The organism is Pseudomonas sp. AM14(2022) (genome assembly GCF_036346455.1).
GTDB lineage: Bacteria > Pseudomonadota > Gammaproteobacteria > Pseudomonadales > Pseudomonadaceae > Aquipseudomonas > Aquipseudomonas putida_A.
On the sequence record NZ_JAOTNY010000006.1, the window covers coordinates 57,029 to 75,609 of the forward strand.

Sequence of the window (18,581 nt, forward strand, 5' to 3'; positions counted from 1 at the left end):
GTTTGCCGGGCCGGCCGAGCAAAATCTTTAATTGGAGAACTGCTGCAGATACGCCAGCAAATTATCGATCTTCTCCTCGTCACTCAGCCCCCAGAAAATCATTCGTGTGCCCGGCACCACGCCCTTTGGATCTTTCAGATACGCAGTCAGCGTTTCGCGGTCCCAGGTCTTTCCCGAGTTTTTCATCGCCTCGGAATACACGTAATTGGCCGAGGTTCCGGCCGCTCGACCGATGATGCCGTTGAGTTGCGGGCCGAACCCCGGGCGCGCATCCGGGCCAACCTGGTGGCAGCCGCCGCACAGGCGCGGGAAGATCTTTTCGCCGGCCTGCGGATCGCCTGCGGCGCGGGTGGTCGAGCTGAACAGTACGGCGGTGGCGGTCAAGGCAAGCAAGAGTGCAACGGTGTTTTTCATCTAAGGTTCCGGAACGGCTTGAATCTGGCTGCGCAAGGGTAACATCTGTCCCCCGGGCCTTGTTTTACAGGTAAGCGGCGATGACCTTCCTGACGGTGGTCAAGGCCTGCCGCAACACATCCATTTCCACTGAACCCAGGGCCAGTCGAATCGCATGCGGCACATGCGCCGATACGGCGAACGGCTCGGCCGTGGTGACCGAAATCTGCTTCTGCATCAGCTCCACCACAATCTGATCGGCACGCACGTCTTCCGGCAAGGGCAGCCACAGGAAATACGAGTTCGGATGGGCGACGCATGGCAACCCTTTGAGCAACTCGGCAGCCAGTGCCTGGCGCGCCTGAGCATCGTGGCGTTTTTGCGCTTCCAGTTCGATCACGGTGCCGTCGTCGAGCCAGCCGCAGACGATCGCGGTCATCAGTCCCGGGGTGTTCCAGGTGGTTGCGCGAATCACCCGCTCCAGTGCCGGAACGTGGGCCGCAGGCGCGGCAATGAAACCGACGCGCAGGCCGGTGGCGATGTTCTTCGAAAGGCCCGAAACGTAGACCGTGCGCTCAGGCGCCAGGTCGATCAGAGGACGCGGCGGGTCTTCCACCAGAAAAGCGTAGGCCGCGTCTTCGATAAGGGTCAGATCATGCCGTCGCGCGATGGCAGCCAATTCTTCGCGCTGCTCGATAGGCATCACCCAACCAAGCGGGTTATGCAGGGTCGGCATGCTGTACACCGCACGCACCGAGCGACTGCGGCAGAGTTTTTCCAGCGCGGCCAGATCCGGCCCCTGCTCGTTGACCGGGATCGCCACCACTTCCAGATGCAACGCCTCGGCCAGCACTTTGAACCCGGAATAGGTCAACGCATCGGCGGCGATCACATCGCCGGGCTTGAGCAACGCCATCAGCGTCACCGCCAGCCCCTGCTGGGCGCCGTTGACCAGCAGTACTTGTTCGGCGTCGACGTTGACACCGCGACTGAGCAAATGGCGCGCGACCGAAGCCCGTTCGTGGGCCCGGCCGGCATGGGGTTGATAGCGCAACAACGCTTCCAGATCTCCCGACAACGCCAACTGGCGCAGTGCGGTGCGCAACAATTGCGTCTGACCGGGCAAGGACGGGTAGTTGAAATTGAGGTCGATCATGCCGACGGCCACGTCTTTCTGGTCGATGCCCTGCCCCGGCGACAACGAGGTTTCGCGCACGAAGGTGCCGCGCCCGGTTTCGCCGCTGACCAGCCCCATGGCTTCGAGTTCGGCGTACACCCGCGAGGCCGTGACCAGCGCCAGCCCTTCCTGCGTGGCCAGTTGCCGGTGCGTCGGCAGACGGGTGCCGGGCGCCAGACGTCCGGTGCGAATGTCGGCGGCGTAAGTGTCGACGAGGGTCTTGTAACGAGAGCGGGACATGTCGGGATGTATCCATGACAATTTTTTGATTGTCCTGATTCTCGATCATAGGATTCTCTCAAAGCAACCCACAATGAGTGTGAATCGTATGGAACGGACTTCAAACGTGAGCAACCCGGCACTGGAAAAAACCAGCGGCTGGATCAACGGCTTTATTGGCGTGGTGTGCTTCAGCGGCTCGCTGCCGGCGACGCGCCTGGCCGTGCTGGAGTTTGACCCGGTGTTTCTCACCGTCGCGCGCGCCGCCATTGCCGGCGTCCTGGCCGTTGCCCTGTTGTGGTTGTTCCGTGAGCGGCGACCGTCCAGGGATCAGTGGTTTTCGTTGTTGATCGTGGCATTGGGCGTCGTGCTCGGCTTCCCGCTGCTGACCGCGTTGGCATTGCAGCACGTGACATCGGCGCATTCGATCGTCTTTGTCGGCTTGCTGCCATTGGCCACTGCGCTGTTTGGCGTGTTGCGCGGTGGCGAGCGTCCGCGCCCGGTATTCTGGTTCTTCTCGATCCTCGGCAGTGCTCTGGTGGTGGGGTTCGCCTTGTCACAGGGATTGTCCGCCTCGCCCACCGGTGACCTGCTGATGCTCGCCTCGATTCTGGTCTGTGGTCTGGGTTATGCCGAAGGCGCAAAACTGTCGCGCATCCTGGGTGGCTGGCAGGTGATCTGTTGGGCGCTGGTCTTGTCGCTGCCCCCGATGGCAATTGCGAGCCTGTGGCTGGCCCCGCCGTCGTTCAGCGGCATCAGCGTGTCGGCATGGGTCTGTCTGGGCTACGTTTCGCTGTTCAGCATGCTGATCGCGTTCGTGTTCTGGTATCGCGGCCTGGCCCAGGGCGGGATTGCCGCGGTTGGTCAACTGCAGTTGCTGCAACCGTTTTTCGGCCTGGCGCTGGCAGCGACGTTGCTGCATGAGCAAGTCAGCATCGGCATGCTGGTGGTGACGGTGGGCGTGATTCTTTGTGTGGCCGGGGCGAAGAAGTTCGCCGGGTAGCTATGTTTGGAATCCCATCTGTGGGAGCGGGCTTGCTCGCGAAAGCGCTTGGTCAGTCAACTGGTGTGGTGAATGACACTCTGCCTTCGCGAGCAAGCCCGCTCCCACACTTGATCAGTGGTGTTCGACGCCGGCGCGCTTGAGCAGTTTCTTGCAGCGCTCCGAGAGATGAAACACCTGCAATTCCTTCCCGGCCTTGGCGTATCGCTCACGCAAGGTTTTCAACGCGGCAATCGCCGAGTAATCGACAAAGCTCAAATGCCGGCAGTCCAGGGTCACCCGGGCCGGGTCATTGGCCGGGTCGAACTGGTTGAGGAACGGCGTGGTCGAGGCGAAAAACAGTGTGCCGTGCAGGCGGTAGAGTTTGCTGCCGTCGGCTTCCAGATGCTCATCGGCGTACAACTCGCGGGCCTGCTGCCACGCGAAGTTCAGCGCGGCGATGATAATCCCGCAGAGCACGGCGGTGGCCAGATCGGTGAACACGGTGATAGTGGTCACGGCGATGATCACCAGTACATCGTTGAGCGGCACTTTGTTCAACACCCGCAACGAGGCCCAGGCGAAGGTCTGCTGCGAGACCACGAACATCACCCCTACCAGTGCCGCCAGCGGAATACGCTCGATCAGCGGCGACAGAAACAGGATGAACAGCAGAATCAGCACCCCCGCCACCACCCCGGACAAACGCCCACGGCCGCCGGAGCTGAGGTTGATCACGGTCTGGCCGATCATCGCGCAACCGCCCATGCCACCGAATGCGCCGGAGACCACGTTCGCCGCGCCCAGCGCCACGCACTCGCGATCCGGGTAGCCGCGGGTTTCGGTGATTTCGTCGGTAAGGTTCAGAGTCAGCAGGGTTTCCAGCAGACCGACCAGCGCCATCAGAATCGCGTACGGGGCGATGATGCGCAGGGTTTCCAGCGTCCACGGGATGTCAGGCAGCGCGAAAGTCGGCAGACCGCCGGCGATGTGCGCCATGTCGCCAAGGGTGCGCGTCGGCAGACCGAACAGGTAGACCAGCAGGCCCACGCCGAGGATCGCCACCAATGCCGGCGGCACCGCGCGGGTCAGGCGCGGCAGGATGTAGACGATGGCCATGGTCAGCAGCACCAGCCCGGTCATCAGGTACAGCGGCGTGCCGCTGAGCCAATGTTCACCGCTCTTGAAATGCTCCAGTTGCGCCAGTGCAATGATGATCGCCAGGCCGTTGACGAAACCGAGCATCACCGGATGCGGCACCATGCGCACCAGTTTGCCCAGGCGCAACAAGCCGAACGCCATCATGATCAAACCGCCGAGCAACACCGTCGCCAGCAAGTACTGCACGCCGTGCTGCACCACCAGCGCGACGATCACCACCGCCATCGAACCCGCCGCCCCGGAGACCATTCCCGGCCGGCCACCGAACAACGCGGTCAGCGTACAAATGATGAAGGCGCCGTACAGGCCCATCAGCGGATTGAGATGCGCCACCAGCGCGAACGCAATGCATTCGGGCAACAGGGCAAATGAGGTGGTGAGTCCGGCCAGGACATCGGCGCGCAGACGTTTCGGTTTCATGGCTTACCTGACTGAGCGGTCCACGAGGGTGACCGCGGATGTTCGCGAAAATGAGGGGTGCGGATGTTACGGAATAGTTCGGAATCGGGCCAGTGATCGCTGACACCCTTGGCCGAGCGATTTATCCTGACGCGCTTATGCCTCCACCGAGTATGACCATGACTGCATTGCTGACCGCCCGCGACGTTTGCCAGCGCTTGCGCGAGGCTGCGCTGGGCGTGCTGATGTTCAACAGATCCAAGACACCCAGTGATGCCGGACTGATCGCGGTCGATATCGAGGGCTGGCGCCTGTTGCTTGATTTTGAGGGTGGACACTTGCATCACTGTGAACAGTGCCGCTGCCCGGATGGCCGCGAATGGCAATTCAACAGCCGCTACGGCACCGACCCGGTGAATCTGCTCAGTACCTGGGAACTGGCGCAGATCGAGAATCTGTTGAAGCTCTGAGCACTTCACGGTGAAGTCGGTTGCCCAATGATGGCACTCTGCCCATAATTCGCCCCCCTTATTCCTCACGCAAGGAAACGCCGTGAAAAAGTCTCTGTTGTTGATCCCGATGCTGGCAGTGCTGCTGCAAGGTTGTGGCATGACCATGACCCGCTATGAGCCGAGCTTCGAAAACGTTCAGAAGCTCAAGCAGACCCCGCCCCTGCAAGCGATCAGCAATCCTCAGGTAACTGCCGAGTCTGGCGAAGGTTCGCTGACTGTGCGGGCCAATCCGGTGCGCTCGCCATCCGGCAGCATCCCGGCGCATATCCAGGACGCGATTACCGAAGAACTGCGCAAGGCCGGTCTGCTTGATCCGCAGGCTCAGCGTCAGTTGAAAGTGCTGGTGGTGAAGAACAACCTGTCGGCCGGCATGGGTACGGGCGATGGCGAACTCGCGGCACGCTTCACCCTGCTTAATGGGCAGAACGTGGTTTACGACGCGACCAAGCATGTCAGCAGCCAGTGGAGCAGCAGCTTCTTTGGTTTCATTGCGATTCCGAACGCGGTCAACGCCTATAACCCGATGCTGCGCGATCTGCTGAAGGAACTGTACAGCGATCCTCAGTTCATCCAGGCCCTGAAGTAAGGGCGAAAAAAAGAGCCGCGATTGCGGCTCTTTTTTTGGCATCAGGCCCGTGGAGTACGGGGCTCGAGTGCCGAGTATTTCAGGTTGTTGTTGTCGATCATCTGCTTGAGCAGCGCGTTGACCTGACGGGCGAACGTGTCGTTGACCGCCGCCTTCGGGGTGTTGCCCATCAGCGGAATGAACCAGATACCGATCCAGGTACCGACCGCATCATGGTTGCTCACGGTGGTCAGGGCCTGACCTGTGCCGTCCACGGCTTCGAGGCTCATGGTGTACTGATCGGTACCGTATGCCGGGATCACCCCCAGGCTGAAACCACTGATGAAGCCCAGTACCATCGAACCGGCATTCGGCGGATGGTTGTACATTTTCAGACGCAGGCTGTAGTCGCCCGGTTGCTTCTGGAACTCGTCCAGGGTGACACGGCCGAACAGGCCCGAATCGGTCAGAATCTTTTGCAGCTCAGGCTTGAGCTGGTCACGTGCCTGCGGCACTTCTACGGCCGAAGCGCTTTTCGGCTCGCCCTGATAGAAGTCGAAGTCCACATAGACATTGGGTTTGTTGGCGTAGCTGGCCATCGATGGCAGTTTGACCGGCGCCACTTCGTCTTTGGTGAAACTGGCACAGCCACCGAGCGCAAGCACCAGGCCCAGCGCCAGGATTTTCCCGAATTGCATGTTGTCTTCCCTATGTGAACCGAGCCAAATGATAGCAATGAGCCTCCATTGCGGAGGCGGGGCGGATTCTAGAGAGAGCGGTCGCGTGAGGAAAGACTGAATCAGGAAATTTACACAAAAATATCCGCTCCGCCCTGTCGCAAGTGGAACGGTTAGCTGGCTTCGACGCTATATAGTTTTGTATATTGCGAAACCGAAATTGCCCGTATCTGCCCATGCCTTCTATTCACACCGTGTTCCCATGAGCGCTATCCGCGTACGCAACGAGCAACTGATCCTCGCCGCCGCCAGCGAAGAATTTGCCGCCAACGGCTTCGACGCCACCCAGACCCGCGACATCGCCGCCCGCGCCGGCGTGCCCAAGGCCAACCTGTATTACTACTTCCAGACCAAGGAAAACCTCTATTCCAAGGTTCTGCTGGAGTTTGTCGAACCGCTGCTGGAAGCCTCAGCGGCGTTGCGCGAAAGCGACGATGCCATGATCGGCCTGCGCGCCTACATCGCCGCGCGCATCCGCATCGCCCGCGAACACCATCAATCATTGTGGGAGCGGGCTTGCTCGCGAAGGCGTCGGGTCAGCCCACACATGCGTCACAGGCTCACCGCTTTCGCGAGCAAGCCCGCTCCCACAGGGGGTTTGTGCTGGGCGTGGGAATTGGTGAACACCATCAATCATTGTGGGAGCGGGCTTGCTCGCGAAGGCGTCGGGTCAGCCAACACATGCGTCACAGACTCACCGCTTTCGCGAGCAAGCCCGCTCCCACAGGGGATTTGTGCTGGGCGTGGGAATTGGTGAACACCCTCAATCATTGTGGGAGCGGGCTAGCTCGCGAAGGCGTCGGATCAGCCAACACATGCTTCACAGGCTCACCGCTTTCGCGAGCAAGCTCGCTCCCACTGGGGGATTCGCTGGTTTAGAAAACGATCTTGACGGCGGGTTTGACGTCGACCCGGGCCGTCGCGCCGGTCAGGTGCGCCAGATCCTTGTTGTGTTCGGCGATGATGTCTTCGGCGCTCATGTTGCCGTTGTCGACGGTGGAGTGAGCGTCCGCGACGAGCACCACGTCGTAGCCCAGTTCGTGCGCCCTGCGCACGGTGGCGTTGACGCAGTAGTCGGTCTGCAGCCCGCAGATGATCAGGCGCTCGAAGTCTTCGCTGGCCAGCAGTTTGCCCAAGTCAGTCTGGTAGAACGAATCAGGGGTGGTTTTGCGTACGCGCAGGTCTTGCGTTGTCGTCAGCAGGCCTTCGGCGAGTTGCCAGCCTTCGGCCCCATGGGCCAGCGGGCTGTCCTTTTCCTCATGCTGAATCAGCACTACCGGCACACCCGCCTCACGCGCACGCGTGCTGAGCTGGTTAATGGTGTCGATCACACGGTGGATGTCGAAGCACTGATACTCGCCCGAGCAGAGAGCCTGTTGGACGTCGATGATCAGCAATGCGCTAGACATGATGGGCCTTCCTTGATCGATCCTTGAGACAGGGGACGGAGCCAAGCCCCGCCGCCCTTTTTACGCCGCTCAATAACCCAATGACAACCCGGTATTACGCCGTGGATCGTTGGCCCCGTAGAAACGGTTTTTGCCCACGGGTTTACCGCCCAGCGACGGCGCGCCGACCAGAATCGCGGCGATGTGGTTGGCATCCTGCGGCCCGGCGAACTTGTGGCCCCAGCTCTCGAGGATCTTCTTCGTATCCGGGCTGGCGGCGAAGTCTTCGAGGTTGGTTTCTTCCGGCATCCATTGCTGATGGAAACGCGGCGCGTCGACCGCTTCCTGCAGGCCCATGCCGTAGTCGATGACATTGAGCATGGTCAGCAAGGTCGCGGTGATGATGCGGCTGCCACCCGGTGTACCAACCACCATCACCACTTTGCCGTCCTTGGTGACGATGGTCGGGCTCATCGACGACAGCGGGGTTTTGCCCGGGGCGATGGCATTGGCCTCGCCCTGCACCAGACCGTACATGTTCGGCACGCCGACCTTGGAGGTGAAGTCGTCCATCTCGTCGTTGAGGATCACACCGGTCTTGCTCGCCATCACCCCGGCGCCGAACCAGTCGTTGAGGGTGTAAGTCACAGACACTGCGTTGCCCCACTTGTCGACGATCGAATAGTGCGTGGTGTTGTTGCCTTCATGCGGGGCGACGCCGGGTTTCAGCTCGGCGGAGATCCCGGCCTTCTGCGGCTGGATCGCGTTGCGCAGCTTGGTGGCGTAGTTCTTGTCCAGCAGATGCTCGATCGGGTTCTTCACAAAATCCGGGTCGCCCAGATAGCTGTTGCGATCGACATAGGCGTGGCGCATCGCTTCGATCTGGTAGTGCATGCCCTGGGCGGAATGGAAGCCCAGATCCTTCATCGGATAGCCTTCGAGAATGTTCATGATCTCGCAGATCACCACCCCGCCGGAGCTTGGCGGTGGCGCCGAAACCACATGGTAGCCACGGTAATCGCACTCCACCGGGGCCAGTTCGCGGGTCTTGTATTTGTCGAGGTCGGCCTGGGTGATGATGCCCTTGTTGGCCTGACTGGACGTGACGATGGCGTCGGCCACCCAGCCTTTATAGAAACCGTCAGCGCCTTTTTCCGAAATGGTGCGCAGGGTTTTCGCCAGATCCTTTTGCACCAGTTTCTGCCCGACCTGCATCGGTTCGCCGTTGTGCAGGAAGATCGAGCCGGAATCACGCATGTCCTTCTTGAACATATCGGTGGCGTAGTCCAGCAGATCGACGTCGCCCTGCTCCAGTTCGAAACCGTCCTCAGCCAGTTTGATCGCCGGGGCGATCATGTCCTTGCGCGGTTTGGTGCCGTACTTGCTCAGCGCCAGCTCCATGCCCGACACGGTGCCCGGCACCGCCACGGCGAGGTGACCACGGGTACTCAAATCCGGAACGACGTTGCCGTCCTTGTCCAGATACATGTTGGCAGTCGCCGCCAGCGGAGCTTTTTCACGGAAGTCGAGGAACGTCTTGCGCCCGTCCGCCAGTTGAATGGTCATGAAACCGCCACCGCCGAGGTTGCCTGCGGCGGGATACACCACCGCCAGCGCATAGCCCACAGCGACCGCCGCATCCACCGCGTTACCGCCGTTTTTCAACACATCGACACCGACATGCGAGGCCAGGTGTTGAGCGGTGACCACCATGCCGTTTTCGGCGGCAACCGGTGCTACGGAAGCGGCGTGGGCCATGAGGCAGCTCAGTGCCAGTGACGTCGCAATCAGCGTTTTGGCCAAAGGTTCGTACTTCATGAGTCGATCTCTTTTTTGTTTTCGGGTTCTGTGCAGAACAGAGGGGAACGCAGCAAAAGCACCAAGCAGTATGGTCGCTATTGCGATTTGCGCCTCCCCGCTCAGGCAGTATGCTGGGCGCTCTCGCCGTACCGATCCGGAGTTCTGCCCATGTCGTACACGTTCATCACCCTGCCCTCACCGGTCGGCGAATTGAAGCTGGTTGCGAACGGCTCACGACTGGCGGCCATCCTCTGGGAAAACGACAAACCGGGCCGGGTGCGCCTCGGTCCGATGAGCGAAGCGCCGGACAATCCGCTGCTGCAGCGAACCGCGCAGCAGCTTGAGGAATATTTTGCCGGCCGCCGTGATCGTTTCGATCTGGAGCTGGACTTTGTCGGCACCGAATTTCAGAAGAAGGTCTGGGCGGCGCTGCTGACCATTCCGTTTGGCGAAACCCGCACTTACAGTCAGATCGCCGAGCAGATCGGCAACCCGACGGCGGTGCGTGCAGTGGGCGCGGCGAACGGGCGCAATCCGATTTCGATTGTGGCGCCGTGTCATCGGGTGATCGGCGCGTCGGGGAAGTTGACCGGGTTTGCGGGCGGGCTTGAGGCCAAAGAGCGGTTGCTGACGCTGGAGGGCGGTGACTGGTCTGATGTCGGTAGAACAGGCGACCTGTTTTAACCCTGTAAATGCCATATGTGTGGCGAGGGCGCTTGCTCCCGCTCCAGTGCGCAGCACGGGTAAAAACCTGGGGCCGCTGCGCAGCACAGCGGGAGCAAGCTCCCTCGCCACAATGGATTGACGCTGAATCAGCTGTCGAAAAGATTATTCATCGCCGCATACTGCAACAGCATGATGGTCTTGGCGTCGCAGATCTCGCCGCGCTGAAACGCCGCCAGTGCCTCATCGAAGCGCCACTCCAGCACTTCCAGTTCTTCGGTTTCCTCTTCCAGGCCGCCGCCCTCGCTGACCTTCGACTTCGCGTCGTATTCGGCGATAAAAAAGTGCAGTTTCTCGGTCACCGAGCCGGGGCTCATGTAGGCCTCGAAGACCTTCTTCACCTCATGCACGCGGTAACCGGTTTCCTCTTCGGCCTCGTCGCGGATCCGCTGTTCCGGCGCCGCACCTTCCAGCAGCCCCGCCGCCACTTCGATCAAAAAGCCGTCGTGGCCGTTGACGAACACCGGCAAGCGGAATTGGCGGGTCAGCACCACCGTGCGCTTTTCGCGGTTGAACAACAGAATCGCCGCGCCATTGCCACGGTCGTAGACTTCGCGAGTCTGCCGCTGCCAGTCACCGTTGTTGCGTAGATAGTCGAAGGTGATTTTCTGCAACAGATACCAGTCGTGGGACAACACCTGAGTATCGACAATGTTGACCCGCTCGGCTGTCTTGGTCATGACGCCTGTTCCTTGTGCCATCGGAAAACGCCCATAGTCGAATAATCGCGCGCACAAAAAAAGCCCGGCAATGCTGTCGGGCTTGCTTACTGGTGTTCGCGGATGGTGTCAGAGATCGACCAGGTGCCGGTCGATGCGCTTGAGCACGCCTTTGATCAGGTTCATCGCACTGTCGCCGCGAAACGGCAGGTTAAGCGAAGGCTCGCAGATCTCCATTTCCATGATCATCGGCCGACCGTCATAGTCGCGGATCACATCGACCCGGCCGTAGAGCAACGGCAGCTCAAGCCCGAGCACCTCGGCAGAAGCCACCAGCGCCGATAGCGCCACCGCCTGCTCCTCGGCATCCGCCTCACGCGGCTGGCGAAATTCGGGGGTTGGCACGTTCACCGTACCGTCCGCCATGAGCATGGCGCCCTTGCGGATGGAATGGCTGAAGGTGTTATCGAAGAAGGTCAGGTCGGTCTCGCCGTAAGTGTCGATGGTGGTGATGTACGGCTGAATGATCACGTGCGAACCGCGCTTTTGCAGCGCGCAAATGTGCGCCAGCGCGGCCTCGGAACCGCCGCGGACAAATCTTTTCACTCCGCGCGAATACGAGCCGATCGTCGGTTTGACGACAAATTCATGGCTGTCGGTGTTCGCGTCGAGGAACTCAGCCAGATGACCCTCGGGAGCGTCGTCGGGCGCGAGGAACACACTGGGAATAATCGGCACACCGCGCGCAGCAATGTCCTTCAGGTACAACTTGTTCAAGCCCCACCGGGCCACGGACGGCACGTTCAACAGGCAGGTCAGTGCATGCACCTTGTCGCACCAGGCAAAGAATTCGTCGAGGCTTTCAATGCAGTCCCACGGTGAACGGATCAATACGCCGGTATACGCCGCCCAATCGACTGACGGATCGTCCCAGAAACACACATCGGCGTTGATCGACAGTTGCTTGCAGGCTTCCAGCAATGGCGGCATGTCGTAGTCAATGTGCAGGTTCGGCTTATCGGTGACGAGTGCAAGCTTAATCATGAAGAATCCTTTCTACTGAACAGTTGGAAGCAGAAAAACAGCGACGACTCACCAGGGAATCACGCGGTCCTGATGGCGGTAAGTGCCCGTGGGGCCATCGGCACCAATCAATGCCAGAGCGACACTGGTCCGCGCGCCTTCCTGCACATCGAGATCACCGGCGCCGTCATTCATGCCGGTTTTGGTGTAACCGGGGTGCACGGCATTGACCTTGACGGGCGTATCGCGAAGCTCGTATGCCAGATGAACCGTCCACGAATTCACCCCGCTTTTACTGGCGCTGTAGCCCGGCAAGGATTTGAACATCGGTGAATAGGCGTAGGAATCGACGTCCGTATGGGTGGTGAGCGATGCCAGCAGACTGGATACGTTGACGATGCGCCCGGCCGCAGACTGGCGAATCAGCGGCAGACAATGCTGGGTCACCGCGACCATGCCGAACAGGTTGGTTTCAAACGTCTGGCGCCACTGTTGAAGTGGTTGTTGCGAAGGGTTCAACCCGTAGGATTCGATACGGATCGCCGCGTTATTGATCAGGATATCCAGTCGACCGAACTTCGCCTCCAGCAATTTGACCGCCGAGGCGATGCTGTCTTCATCCGTGACATCCATCAGGCACGGGAACGCCTTCAGACCCATGCCGACCAACTCGTCGGCCGCCTGAGCGACAGCCTGATAATTCCTGCCACTGAGTACCACCGTCACGCCCTCGGCGGCCAGTTGTCGCGCCACCTCGAAACCGATGCCACGGTTGGCACCTGTCACCAATGCAACCTTGTCAAAATCGTTCATCGTGCAACTCCAGACAACGCTCCGCCCTGCCCGCAGGAAGGACGGAACCAATACGATTCATGAAATGTTCCAGCAGCGGCCCGAACGCCCGCAGATCGGTCAGAAAGGCGTCGTGGCCGTCCGGGCAATCGAGCCGGACAAAGGTCACCTCGGCACCATCCTGCTCGAGCCCTTGAGCGATGTGCTGCTGTTGCGCGACAGGAAACAGCGTGTCGCTCTCGACGCCGACCACCAGAACCTGCTCCAGCCCGGCAGTCTGAAAACCGCCCTGCGGCAGCGTCAGACAGGCATAAAGATCAATCGCGCGGCTTAGCTGCAGATAACTGTTAGGGTCGAAATCCCGCGCGAATCGCCAGGCATTGGCCTGCAGATAATCCTCGACTTCAAAGTCGTGGGTCATGCCGGCGGATTTCCCCGCCGCCTGATCGCTGCGGCTGAAACGGCGATTCAATTGCGCGCCGGAGCGATAACTCAACAGGCCGATCTTGCGGGCCAGCGTCATGCCGTGAATCGGGCGCGCATCCGGCGAATACTCGCCACCGGCCCACAGCGGATCACTGCGAATGGCTTCCCGCTGCAATGAACGCAAGGCCGTGGACACGGGAAGCGAACTGGCCGCGCCGCACAGGTTGATGTGATGCCGGACAAACCCCGGATACCGGGTCAACAGGGCCAGCGCACACATGCCACCCATCGAAGCGCCGATCAGGCAGGTCACTTGCGCCATGCCCAGCGCTTTCACGGCCATGACGATCGTGTCGACGATGTCTTCGATGCTCAGCTCGGGAAAGCGCGACTGGTAAGGCCTGCCACTCGCCCGCTCGGTGGACAGCGGCCCCGTCGAGCCCTTGCAACCCCCCAGATAGTTGAAACAGATCACATACCAGCGGTCTGTATCGATCGGCTTGCCTGAACCGGCAAAGTCCTCCCACCAGCCCGCCTCAGGATCGCGAGCGACACTGCAGACGTGGCTGTTGGCGGACATGCCGGGCAGCACCAGGACGATGTTGTCGCGACGATCATTCAGTTGCCCGAACGTCTCATACGTCAGCCTGAAATCTTCCAGTACACCTCCACGATGCATTGGAAACGGGCGCGCGAACTCGATGTAATCTGCTGCCGGAAGAGTTTCCACCATGATGCTAATCCCTTAGAGCGCCTGCTTCGCCAAGTAACCGGTTGCCTGTTACGGCTCGAGCGACTGCAACCAGTCATCGTCGGAACCTTCGGCGATGCCGTCCATCAGGAACGTCGAGAGATAACGTTCACCGGTATCCGGCAACATGGCCAGCAGCACCGAACCGGCCGCTGCGGTCTCGGCAACCTTCAACGCTGCGGCGACCGAGGCGCCCGAAGAAATGCCGACGAAGATCCCCTCCTCCCTGGCCAGGCGCTGCGAAGTGTCGCGCGCCTCGTACTCGTTCACGGTCAGGACTTTATCGATGACGGTCTTGTCCATGATGGTCGGCGTGAAGTTGGGCGCGAGTCCCTGAATCTGGTGCACGCCCCAGGTGCCGCCCGACAGCAACGCAGCATTTTCCGGTTCTGCGGCAACGATCTGCACCGCAGGTCGCGCGACTCGCAGCATCTGGCCAACGCCGGTCAGCGTGCCGCTGGTGCCGAAACCGGTGACAAAGTAGTCCAGGCGTTTACCGGCAAAATCACCGAGGATTTCGGTGGCGGTGGTTTCGCGGTGATAGGAAGGGTTGGCCGGGTTATCGAATTGTCGCGATCTGAACCAGCCAAACTTCTGCGCCAGTTCATCGGCAATCTGGTTGCCGCCGCTGCTGCCCAGGTGAGCAGGAAACAGCAGAACCTTGCCGCCATAGGCACGAATCAGCTTGCGCCGTTCGATCGAGTAACTGTCGGACATGATCGCCACGAAGTTATAGCCGCGCGCCGCGGCAACCATCGCCAACGCAATGCCGACGTTGCCGGAGGTGCATTCGGCGATCGTATCGCCAGGCTTCAACAGGCCTCTGGCTTCGGCGTCGAGTACCACAGCCAGCGCCAGCCGGTCCTTGACCGAACCACCTGGGTTGAACGACTCGACCTTCACATAAATGCTGACGTGTTCCGGGGCGAGCCTTTGCAGCTTGACGATTGGCGTACGGCCGATCGTGTCCAGAATGCTTTCATACAACGGCATGAGCGAGTTCTCCATCAAATACGAATTCAGCAGGGCCGGAGAGGTACATCGCGGACAAGTCACTCTCCCATGTCACTTCAAGGGTTCCGCCGGGCAGTTCGACATCGACCGAGCGGTCGACCCGCCCGGCCCGCGCCAGCACCGCGACCGCCGCGCAGGCACCGCTGCCGCAGGCCAGCGTCTCGCCTGCGCCGAATTCGTAGACCTTGAGTTTTATCCTGTTGCGCGATTGCAGCTGTACAAACCCGACGTTGACGTCAGGGGAGAAATACCCGGAGTTTTGCAGGGCACTGCCGACAGTTGGAATCTCATACTGATCACGCTCGGCTTCGATCACCGCGTGCGGGTTGCCCATCGATACCGCCGAACACGCCAGGTGTTGCCCGGCGAGTTCGAGTTGATAAGCCGACTGCACCTGGTCGAAGCCGAACACCGGGATGGCGGCGGGCGAGAAATTCGGTGCGCCCATGCTGATCTGATAGTTGCCGTCCTCCATGACCCGGACCCGGTGGGTACCGGAGGGACTGTCGAGGGTGAACTCGGACGCCTCCGTCAGGCCTGCCCGAACCAGCCATGCGGCGACACACCGCGCACCGTTGCCGCATTGGCGGGAGGACTCGCCCTGCGCCGTCCAGATATCGAACGAGGCCACGGACGATGGATTGCGCGCCGCCTTGACGCCCAGGACCATATCGGCGCCGATACCTTTATGGCGGTTAGCCAGGTACTTGCACAATTCGCGCGACGGATCCTGCGCATCACGCAGATCGAGAATGATCATGTCGTTGCCCGCACCGTGCATCTTGCTGAAACGCAGCCTGGCAGCAGCAGCCGGTTTATGCATGGCACACACTCGCCTCAAGACACGCTTTGGACAGGAGCGGGTCAACGATATCGATGATGCACTGGGTTGCACGCTGTGCCGTCGCCGCATCGCAGGATGCATTGAACTCGGCGATTTCCAGGCCGACGATCTGCTCCAGCGGAATTGCTCCCAGGATCGCCGCGAGCTGTTGCGGCAGCAGACCGTCAGGCACTGCGTAGTCGGCGGGCACGTAGCCAGGCTCAAGAGAGTCCCAATCGATGTGCACCCAGACCTTCGATTGGCCGATCGCGCTGCGCACCGCTTCGGCGGTTGCCTGCTGCGGGGAAAGCGTGCGCACATTATTGGCGCTCAGCAGACGCTGCTCTTGCCCGTCGATGTCACGCGCGCCGACCAGAATGACGTTCTCCGCACGCACGCCGGCGCCACAGCCGCTGTCCCAGAGGCCACATAATGCCGACACCACCATCCCGCCCAGGTAGCCCGTGTCAGTGGTCGTCGGAATATTGAAGTCACCATGGGCATCGACCCACACCAGACAAAGGTCCGGGTAATGTCTGGCCACCGCAGGTACGCTGCCCAGGCTGGCCGGGCAGGTGCCGTTGATGACCACTGTGAGTTGCTGCTCCTCTACCGCACAGGCCACGGCGCGATGCAGCGAATCGATCTGCTCACGTCCTGCCGGCAGACTGACTGTCCAGTCATCGGCCGCCGGCTCGCAGCTGCCGTCACCGATATACAGCGGCGCTACACCGTACTTTGCTTCAAGTGCCGACGCGGCCTTCAACGCGCCGATACGGGTAAATGCCGTGCGGTCTGCCACTCTGCCGTTGGATACAATCAACTTGAACATCAGGCTTCCTCTTTATTTTCATGGCTGGAATGTTTGAACGGGCAAACATCCGTGCGCTCTGCATTTTCTTCAATCAAACCGTATTGCCACCACTCTTTGGCGTCAGAGCCGAAGCCGCCCAATTGCAAGGCGTGGGGCACCGAATCATATTTAAGGATGCGTTTGCGAATATTGGCGCGAACATTACGTCCGCCCACGGTATCGCCGGCAAATACATCGAAGCGTTCACGCGGATTAATCACCAGCGCAAATCTCGACCCGAGGTTTCTGCTCTTGCGAAGTTTGTGTGCGGGAGAACTCATATTCACAAAAAGTTGCATTCCCGCGAAGCACATCGACCAGAACGGTGACTCCGGGTCGACATCGACGCTGTCCGGCCACGGGCTTTCATCCAGCCAGTGCAGGCTCTGCAGCACGCCCCACCCGGCGGCCTGATACTCCTGCGCGGTACTCGCCGATATCGCATCGGTTGAAAAGAACACGATGAGCGGATAAGCGTCCTCGATTGAACCACTCCATGTTCTGGAAAGCGTCACATACTCTTTCAAGCCTTCAGCCAGTTTCGCCAGCCCTTGAGCATCCAAAGTGTCGACAAATACAAACTTGATCGAAGACTTCTTGAATGCATTCTTGGAAAAGATGCAGGGAAAGTCGGACCCTCCTCCAAGTCGCTCTTCCAGTTCATTCAAGGCCTCTTTCTCCCAATCGGCCCCATGATGATTAACCTCATCCTGAGAAAGCATGACTCGATAAGAAACCTGCGCATCAAAGTTCCGCATACTCATTCCTTTATGCTGCACAACTTAGAGAGATGGCCGAGTGTGGCATCCAGCCGTCTGGCACTTTGCGCTGTCACACCTGCCACGAACTTACGTCAGGCATGACAACTTGCTTACTTGATCTGCGTCTGGAATCAGAAGACCGGCCACAGGTCCCGGGCGTTATTCGCCACTCGACGAACGCTCAGGTTGTTGAGTGACCTGCTGCTGATGAATCGATGAATCCGCGCCATGGCGTCTTCGATGTCCGGCAGTGCCGGCAACGTGACCACGCGGAAATGGTCGGGCGCGGGCCAGTTGAACGCGGTTCCCTGAACCACCAGCAGCCTTTCCGACATCAGCAGTTCGAGGACAAACTTCTCGTCATCCTTGATCGGGCAAATTTTCGGATCGATCCTTGGAAACGCGTACAGCGCGCCCATCGGCTTGACGCAACTGACGCCGGGAATAGCGTTGAGCAGTTCATGCACCCGGTTGCGCTGTTCGAGCAGGCGCCCCTGAGGCAAGACCAGGTCATTGATACTCTGGTAACCCCCCAGCGCGGTCTGGATCGCATGCTGGGCCGGAACGTTGGCGCACAGGCGCATGTTCGCCAGCATGTCGATGCCTTCGATGTAGCCGGCGGCATGCTGCTTCGGCCCGGAAATCACCAGCCAGCCGGAGCGGAACCCGGCCACCCGGTACGACTTGGACAACCCGTTGAAGGTCAGGCACAGCAGGTCCGGCGCCAGCGAGGCGGTGCTGATGTGCACCGCCTCGTCGTAGAGAATCTTGTCGTAGATCTCGTCGGAGAACACCACCAGATTGTGCTGGCGCGCGATCTCCAGCATTCCCAGCAGCACGTCTCGCGGATACACCGCACCGGTGGGATTGTTGGGGTTGATGATCACCAGCGCTCGGGTGTTGGGGGTGATTTTGGCCCGTATGTCATCGAGGTCCGGCCACCAGTCCTGCTGCTCGTCGCACCTGTAGTGCACCGCATTGCCCCCGGCAAGACTCACCGCGGCGGTCCACAACGGATAATCCGGAGCTGGCACCAGCACTTCGTCGCGGTTGTTCAGCAGCGCCTGCAGTGACATCACAATGAGCTCGGAGACGCCATTGCCCAGGTAGATATCGTCGACGCCGACGCCCTCGATCTGCTTCTGCTGACAGTACTGCATGACGGCCTTGCGGGCGCTGAACAAGCCTTTGGAGTCACTGTAACCTTGCGCCGTCGGCAAATTACGGATCACATCCTGGAGTATCTCGTCGGGCGCCTCGAAACCGAAGGGCGCGGGATTGCCGATATTCAACTTCAGAATGCGCTGGCCGTCCTCCTCCATCTTTCTGGCCTGCTCCAGTGCCGGGCCACGAATGTCATAACACACACTGTTCAACTTCAGCGATTTCAGATACTGCACGACTACACATCCTTGTTTTTTTA

At 60.2% G+C, this 18,581-nt stretch carries 19 protein-coding genes and 1 pseudogene; 5 read left to right on the top strand and 15 right to left on the bottom strand.

The window, feature by feature from the left end:
* Positions 1-27 precede the first annotated feature (27 nt).
* Both V3W27_RS13965 and V3W27_RS13970 read right to left on the bottom strand, forming a co-directional pair.
* Positions 28-414, bottom strand: a complete 387-nt coding sequence (locus V3W27_RS13965; protein ID WP_027614707.1) for a c-type cytochrome — start codon at positions 412-414, stop codon at positions 28-30.
* 64 nt (positions 415-478) lie between these two features.
* Positions 479-1,810, bottom strand: coding sequence for an aminotransferase-like domain-containing protein (locus tag V3W27_RS13970; RefSeq protein ID WP_096795617.1), 1,332 nt, complete (start codon positions 1,808-1,810; stop codon positions 479-481).
* A gap of 88 nt (positions 1,811-1,898) precedes the next feature.
* Here V3W27_RS13970 and V3W27_RS13975 point away from each other — a divergent pair, with 88 nt between their 5' ends.
* Positions 1,899-2,792 carry a DMT family transporter gene (locus V3W27_RS13975; protein WP_330206857.1) on the top strand — a complete coding sequence of 298 codons (894 nt, stop codon included), beginning with the start codon at positions 1,899-1,901 and terminating at the stop codon, positions 2,790-2,792.
* A gap of 114 nt (positions 2,793-2,906) precedes the next feature.
* Here the strand turns inward: V3W27_RS13975 and V3W27_RS13980 are convergent, their stop codons facing one another.
* Entirely contained in the window at positions 2,907-4,352 is a 1,446-nt protein-coding gene (locus tag V3W27_RS13980) for a SulP family inorganic anion transporter (RefSeq protein ID WP_225138539.1), read from the bottom strand.
* A 158-nt stretch (positions 4,353-4,510) separates the two neighbouring features.
* On the opposite strand from V3W27_RS13980, the gene V3W27_RS13985 reads away from it, so the two are divergent.
* Both V3W27_RS13985 and V3W27_RS13990 read left to right on the top strand, forming a co-directional pair.
* The gene (locus V3W27_RS13985; protein ID WP_027614703.1) at positions 4,511-4,801 is read left to right on the top strand and encodes a DUF7693 family protein; all 291 of its coding nucleotides are present in this window, start codon (positions 4,511-4,513) and stop codon (positions 4,799-4,801) included.
* 82 nt (positions 4,802-4,883) lie between these two features.
* Positions 4,884-5,429 carry a hypothetical protein gene (locus V3W27_RS13990; RefSeq protein ID WP_047601640.1) on the top strand — a complete coding sequence of 182 codons (546 nt, stop codon included), beginning with the start codon at positions 4,884-4,886 and terminating at the stop codon, positions 5,427-5,429.
* A gap of 41 nt (positions 5,430-5,470) precedes the next feature.
* On the opposite strand, the gene V3W27_RS13995 is transcribed toward V3W27_RS13990, so the two are convergent.
* Entirely contained in the window at positions 5,471-6,106 is a 636-nt protein-coding gene (locus V3W27_RS13995; protein WP_330206858.1) for a hypothetical protein, read from the bottom strand.
* Between the two features lie 241 nt (positions 6,107-6,347).
* Here V3W27_RS13995 and V3W27_RS14000 point away from each other — a divergent pair, with 241 nt between their 5' ends.
* Positions 6,348-6,902 (top strand): TetR/AcrR family transcriptional regulator, encoded by a 555-nt coding sequence (locus V3W27_RS14000; protein ID WP_330206859.1) that lies wholly within the window; start codon positions 6,348-6,350, stop codon positions 6,900-6,902.
* A gap of 118 nt (positions 6,903-7,020) precedes the next feature.
* Here V3W27_RS14000 and V3W27_RS14005 read toward each other — a convergent pair whose 3' ends face one another.
* On the bottom strand, positions 7,021-7,554 hold the full coding sequence (locus V3W27_RS14005; RefSeq protein WP_330206860.1) for a cysteine hydrolase family protein: 534 nt from the start codon (positions 7,552-7,554) through the stop codon (positions 7,021-7,023).
* Positions 7,555-7,623: 69 nt separating this feature from the next.
* Complete coding sequence (ggt, locus tag V3W27_RS14010; protein WP_330206861.1) at positions 7,624-9,351, bottom strand: gamma-glutamyltransferase; 1,728 nt, start codon at positions 9,349-9,351, stop codon at positions 7,624-7,626.
* 150 nt (positions 9,352-9,501) lie between these two features.
* Here ggt and V3W27_RS14015 point away from each other — a divergent pair, with 150 nt between their 5' ends.
* The gene (locus V3W27_RS14015; RefSeq protein ID WP_330206862.1) at positions 9,502-10,017 is read left to right on the top strand and encodes a methylated-DNA--[protein]-cysteine S-methyltransferase; all 516 of its coding nucleotides are present in this window, start codon (positions 9,502-9,504) and stop codon (positions 10,015-10,017) included.
* A gap of 128 nt (positions 10,018-10,145) precedes the next feature.
* On the opposite strand, the gene V3W27_RS14020 is transcribed toward V3W27_RS14015, so the two are convergent.
* From V3W27_RS14020 to V3W27_RS14060, 9 genes and pseudogenes are all read right to left on the bottom strand, one after another.
* The gene (locus V3W27_RS14020; RefSeq protein ID WP_330206863.1) at positions 10,146-10,736 is read right to left on the bottom strand and encodes an NUDIX domain-containing protein; all 591 of its coding nucleotides are present in this window, start codon (positions 10,734-10,736) and stop codon (positions 10,146-10,148) included.
* 108 nt (positions 10,737-10,844) lie between these two features.
* Entirely contained in the window at positions 10,845-11,759 is a 915-nt protein-coding gene (locus tag V3W27_RS14025; RefSeq protein ID WP_330206864.1) for an ATP-grasp domain-containing protein, read from the bottom strand.
* 48 nt (positions 11,760-11,807) lie between these two features.
* A complete protein-coding gene (locus tag V3W27_RS14030) occupies positions 11,808-12,551 on the bottom strand; it encodes an SDR family oxidoreductase (protein ID WP_247268628.1) in 744 nt (247 codons plus the stop codon).
* Positions 12,538-13,689, bottom strand: a complete 1,152-nt coding sequence (gene metX / locus V3W27_RS14035; RefSeq protein ID WP_330206865.1) for a homoserine O-acetyltransferase MetX — start codon at positions 13,687-13,689, stop codon at positions 12,538-12,540. The genes V3W27_RS14030 and metX overlap by 14 nt, the downstream gene beginning before the upstream one ends.
* A gap of 48 nt (positions 13,690-13,737) precedes the next feature.
* The gene (gene cysK, locus V3W27_RS14040; protein WP_027614693.1) at positions 13,738-14,700 is read right to left on the bottom strand and encodes a cysteine synthase A; all 963 of its coding nucleotides are present in this window, start codon (positions 14,698-14,700) and stop codon (positions 13,738-13,740) included.
* Entirely contained in the window at positions 14,687-15,544 is an 858-nt protein-coding gene (gene dapF / locus V3W27_RS14045) for a diaminopimelate epimerase (protein ID WP_330206866.1), read from the bottom strand. The genes cysK and dapF overlap by 14 nt, the downstream gene beginning before the upstream one ends.
* Entirely contained in the window at positions 15,537-16,376 is an 840-nt protein-coding gene (locus tag V3W27_RS14050; RefSeq protein WP_049827968.1) for an arginase family protein, read from the bottom strand. Before V3W27_RS14050 ends, dapF begins: the two co-directional genes overlap by 8 nt.
* Complete coding sequence (locus V3W27_RS14055) at positions 16,376-17,155, bottom strand: YqcI/YcgG family protein (protein WP_330206867.1); 780 nt, start codon at positions 17,153-17,155, stop codon at positions 16,376-16,378. Before V3W27_RS14055 ends, V3W27_RS14050 begins: the two co-directional genes overlap by 1 nt.
* Positions 17,156-17,364: 209 nt before the next feature.
* Positions 17,365-18,558 (bottom strand): annotated as a pseudogene (locus V3W27_RS14060) (pyridoxal phosphate-dependent aminotransferase); the annotation flags it as partial.
* Between the last annotated feature and the right edge of the window lie 23 nt (positions 18,559-18,581).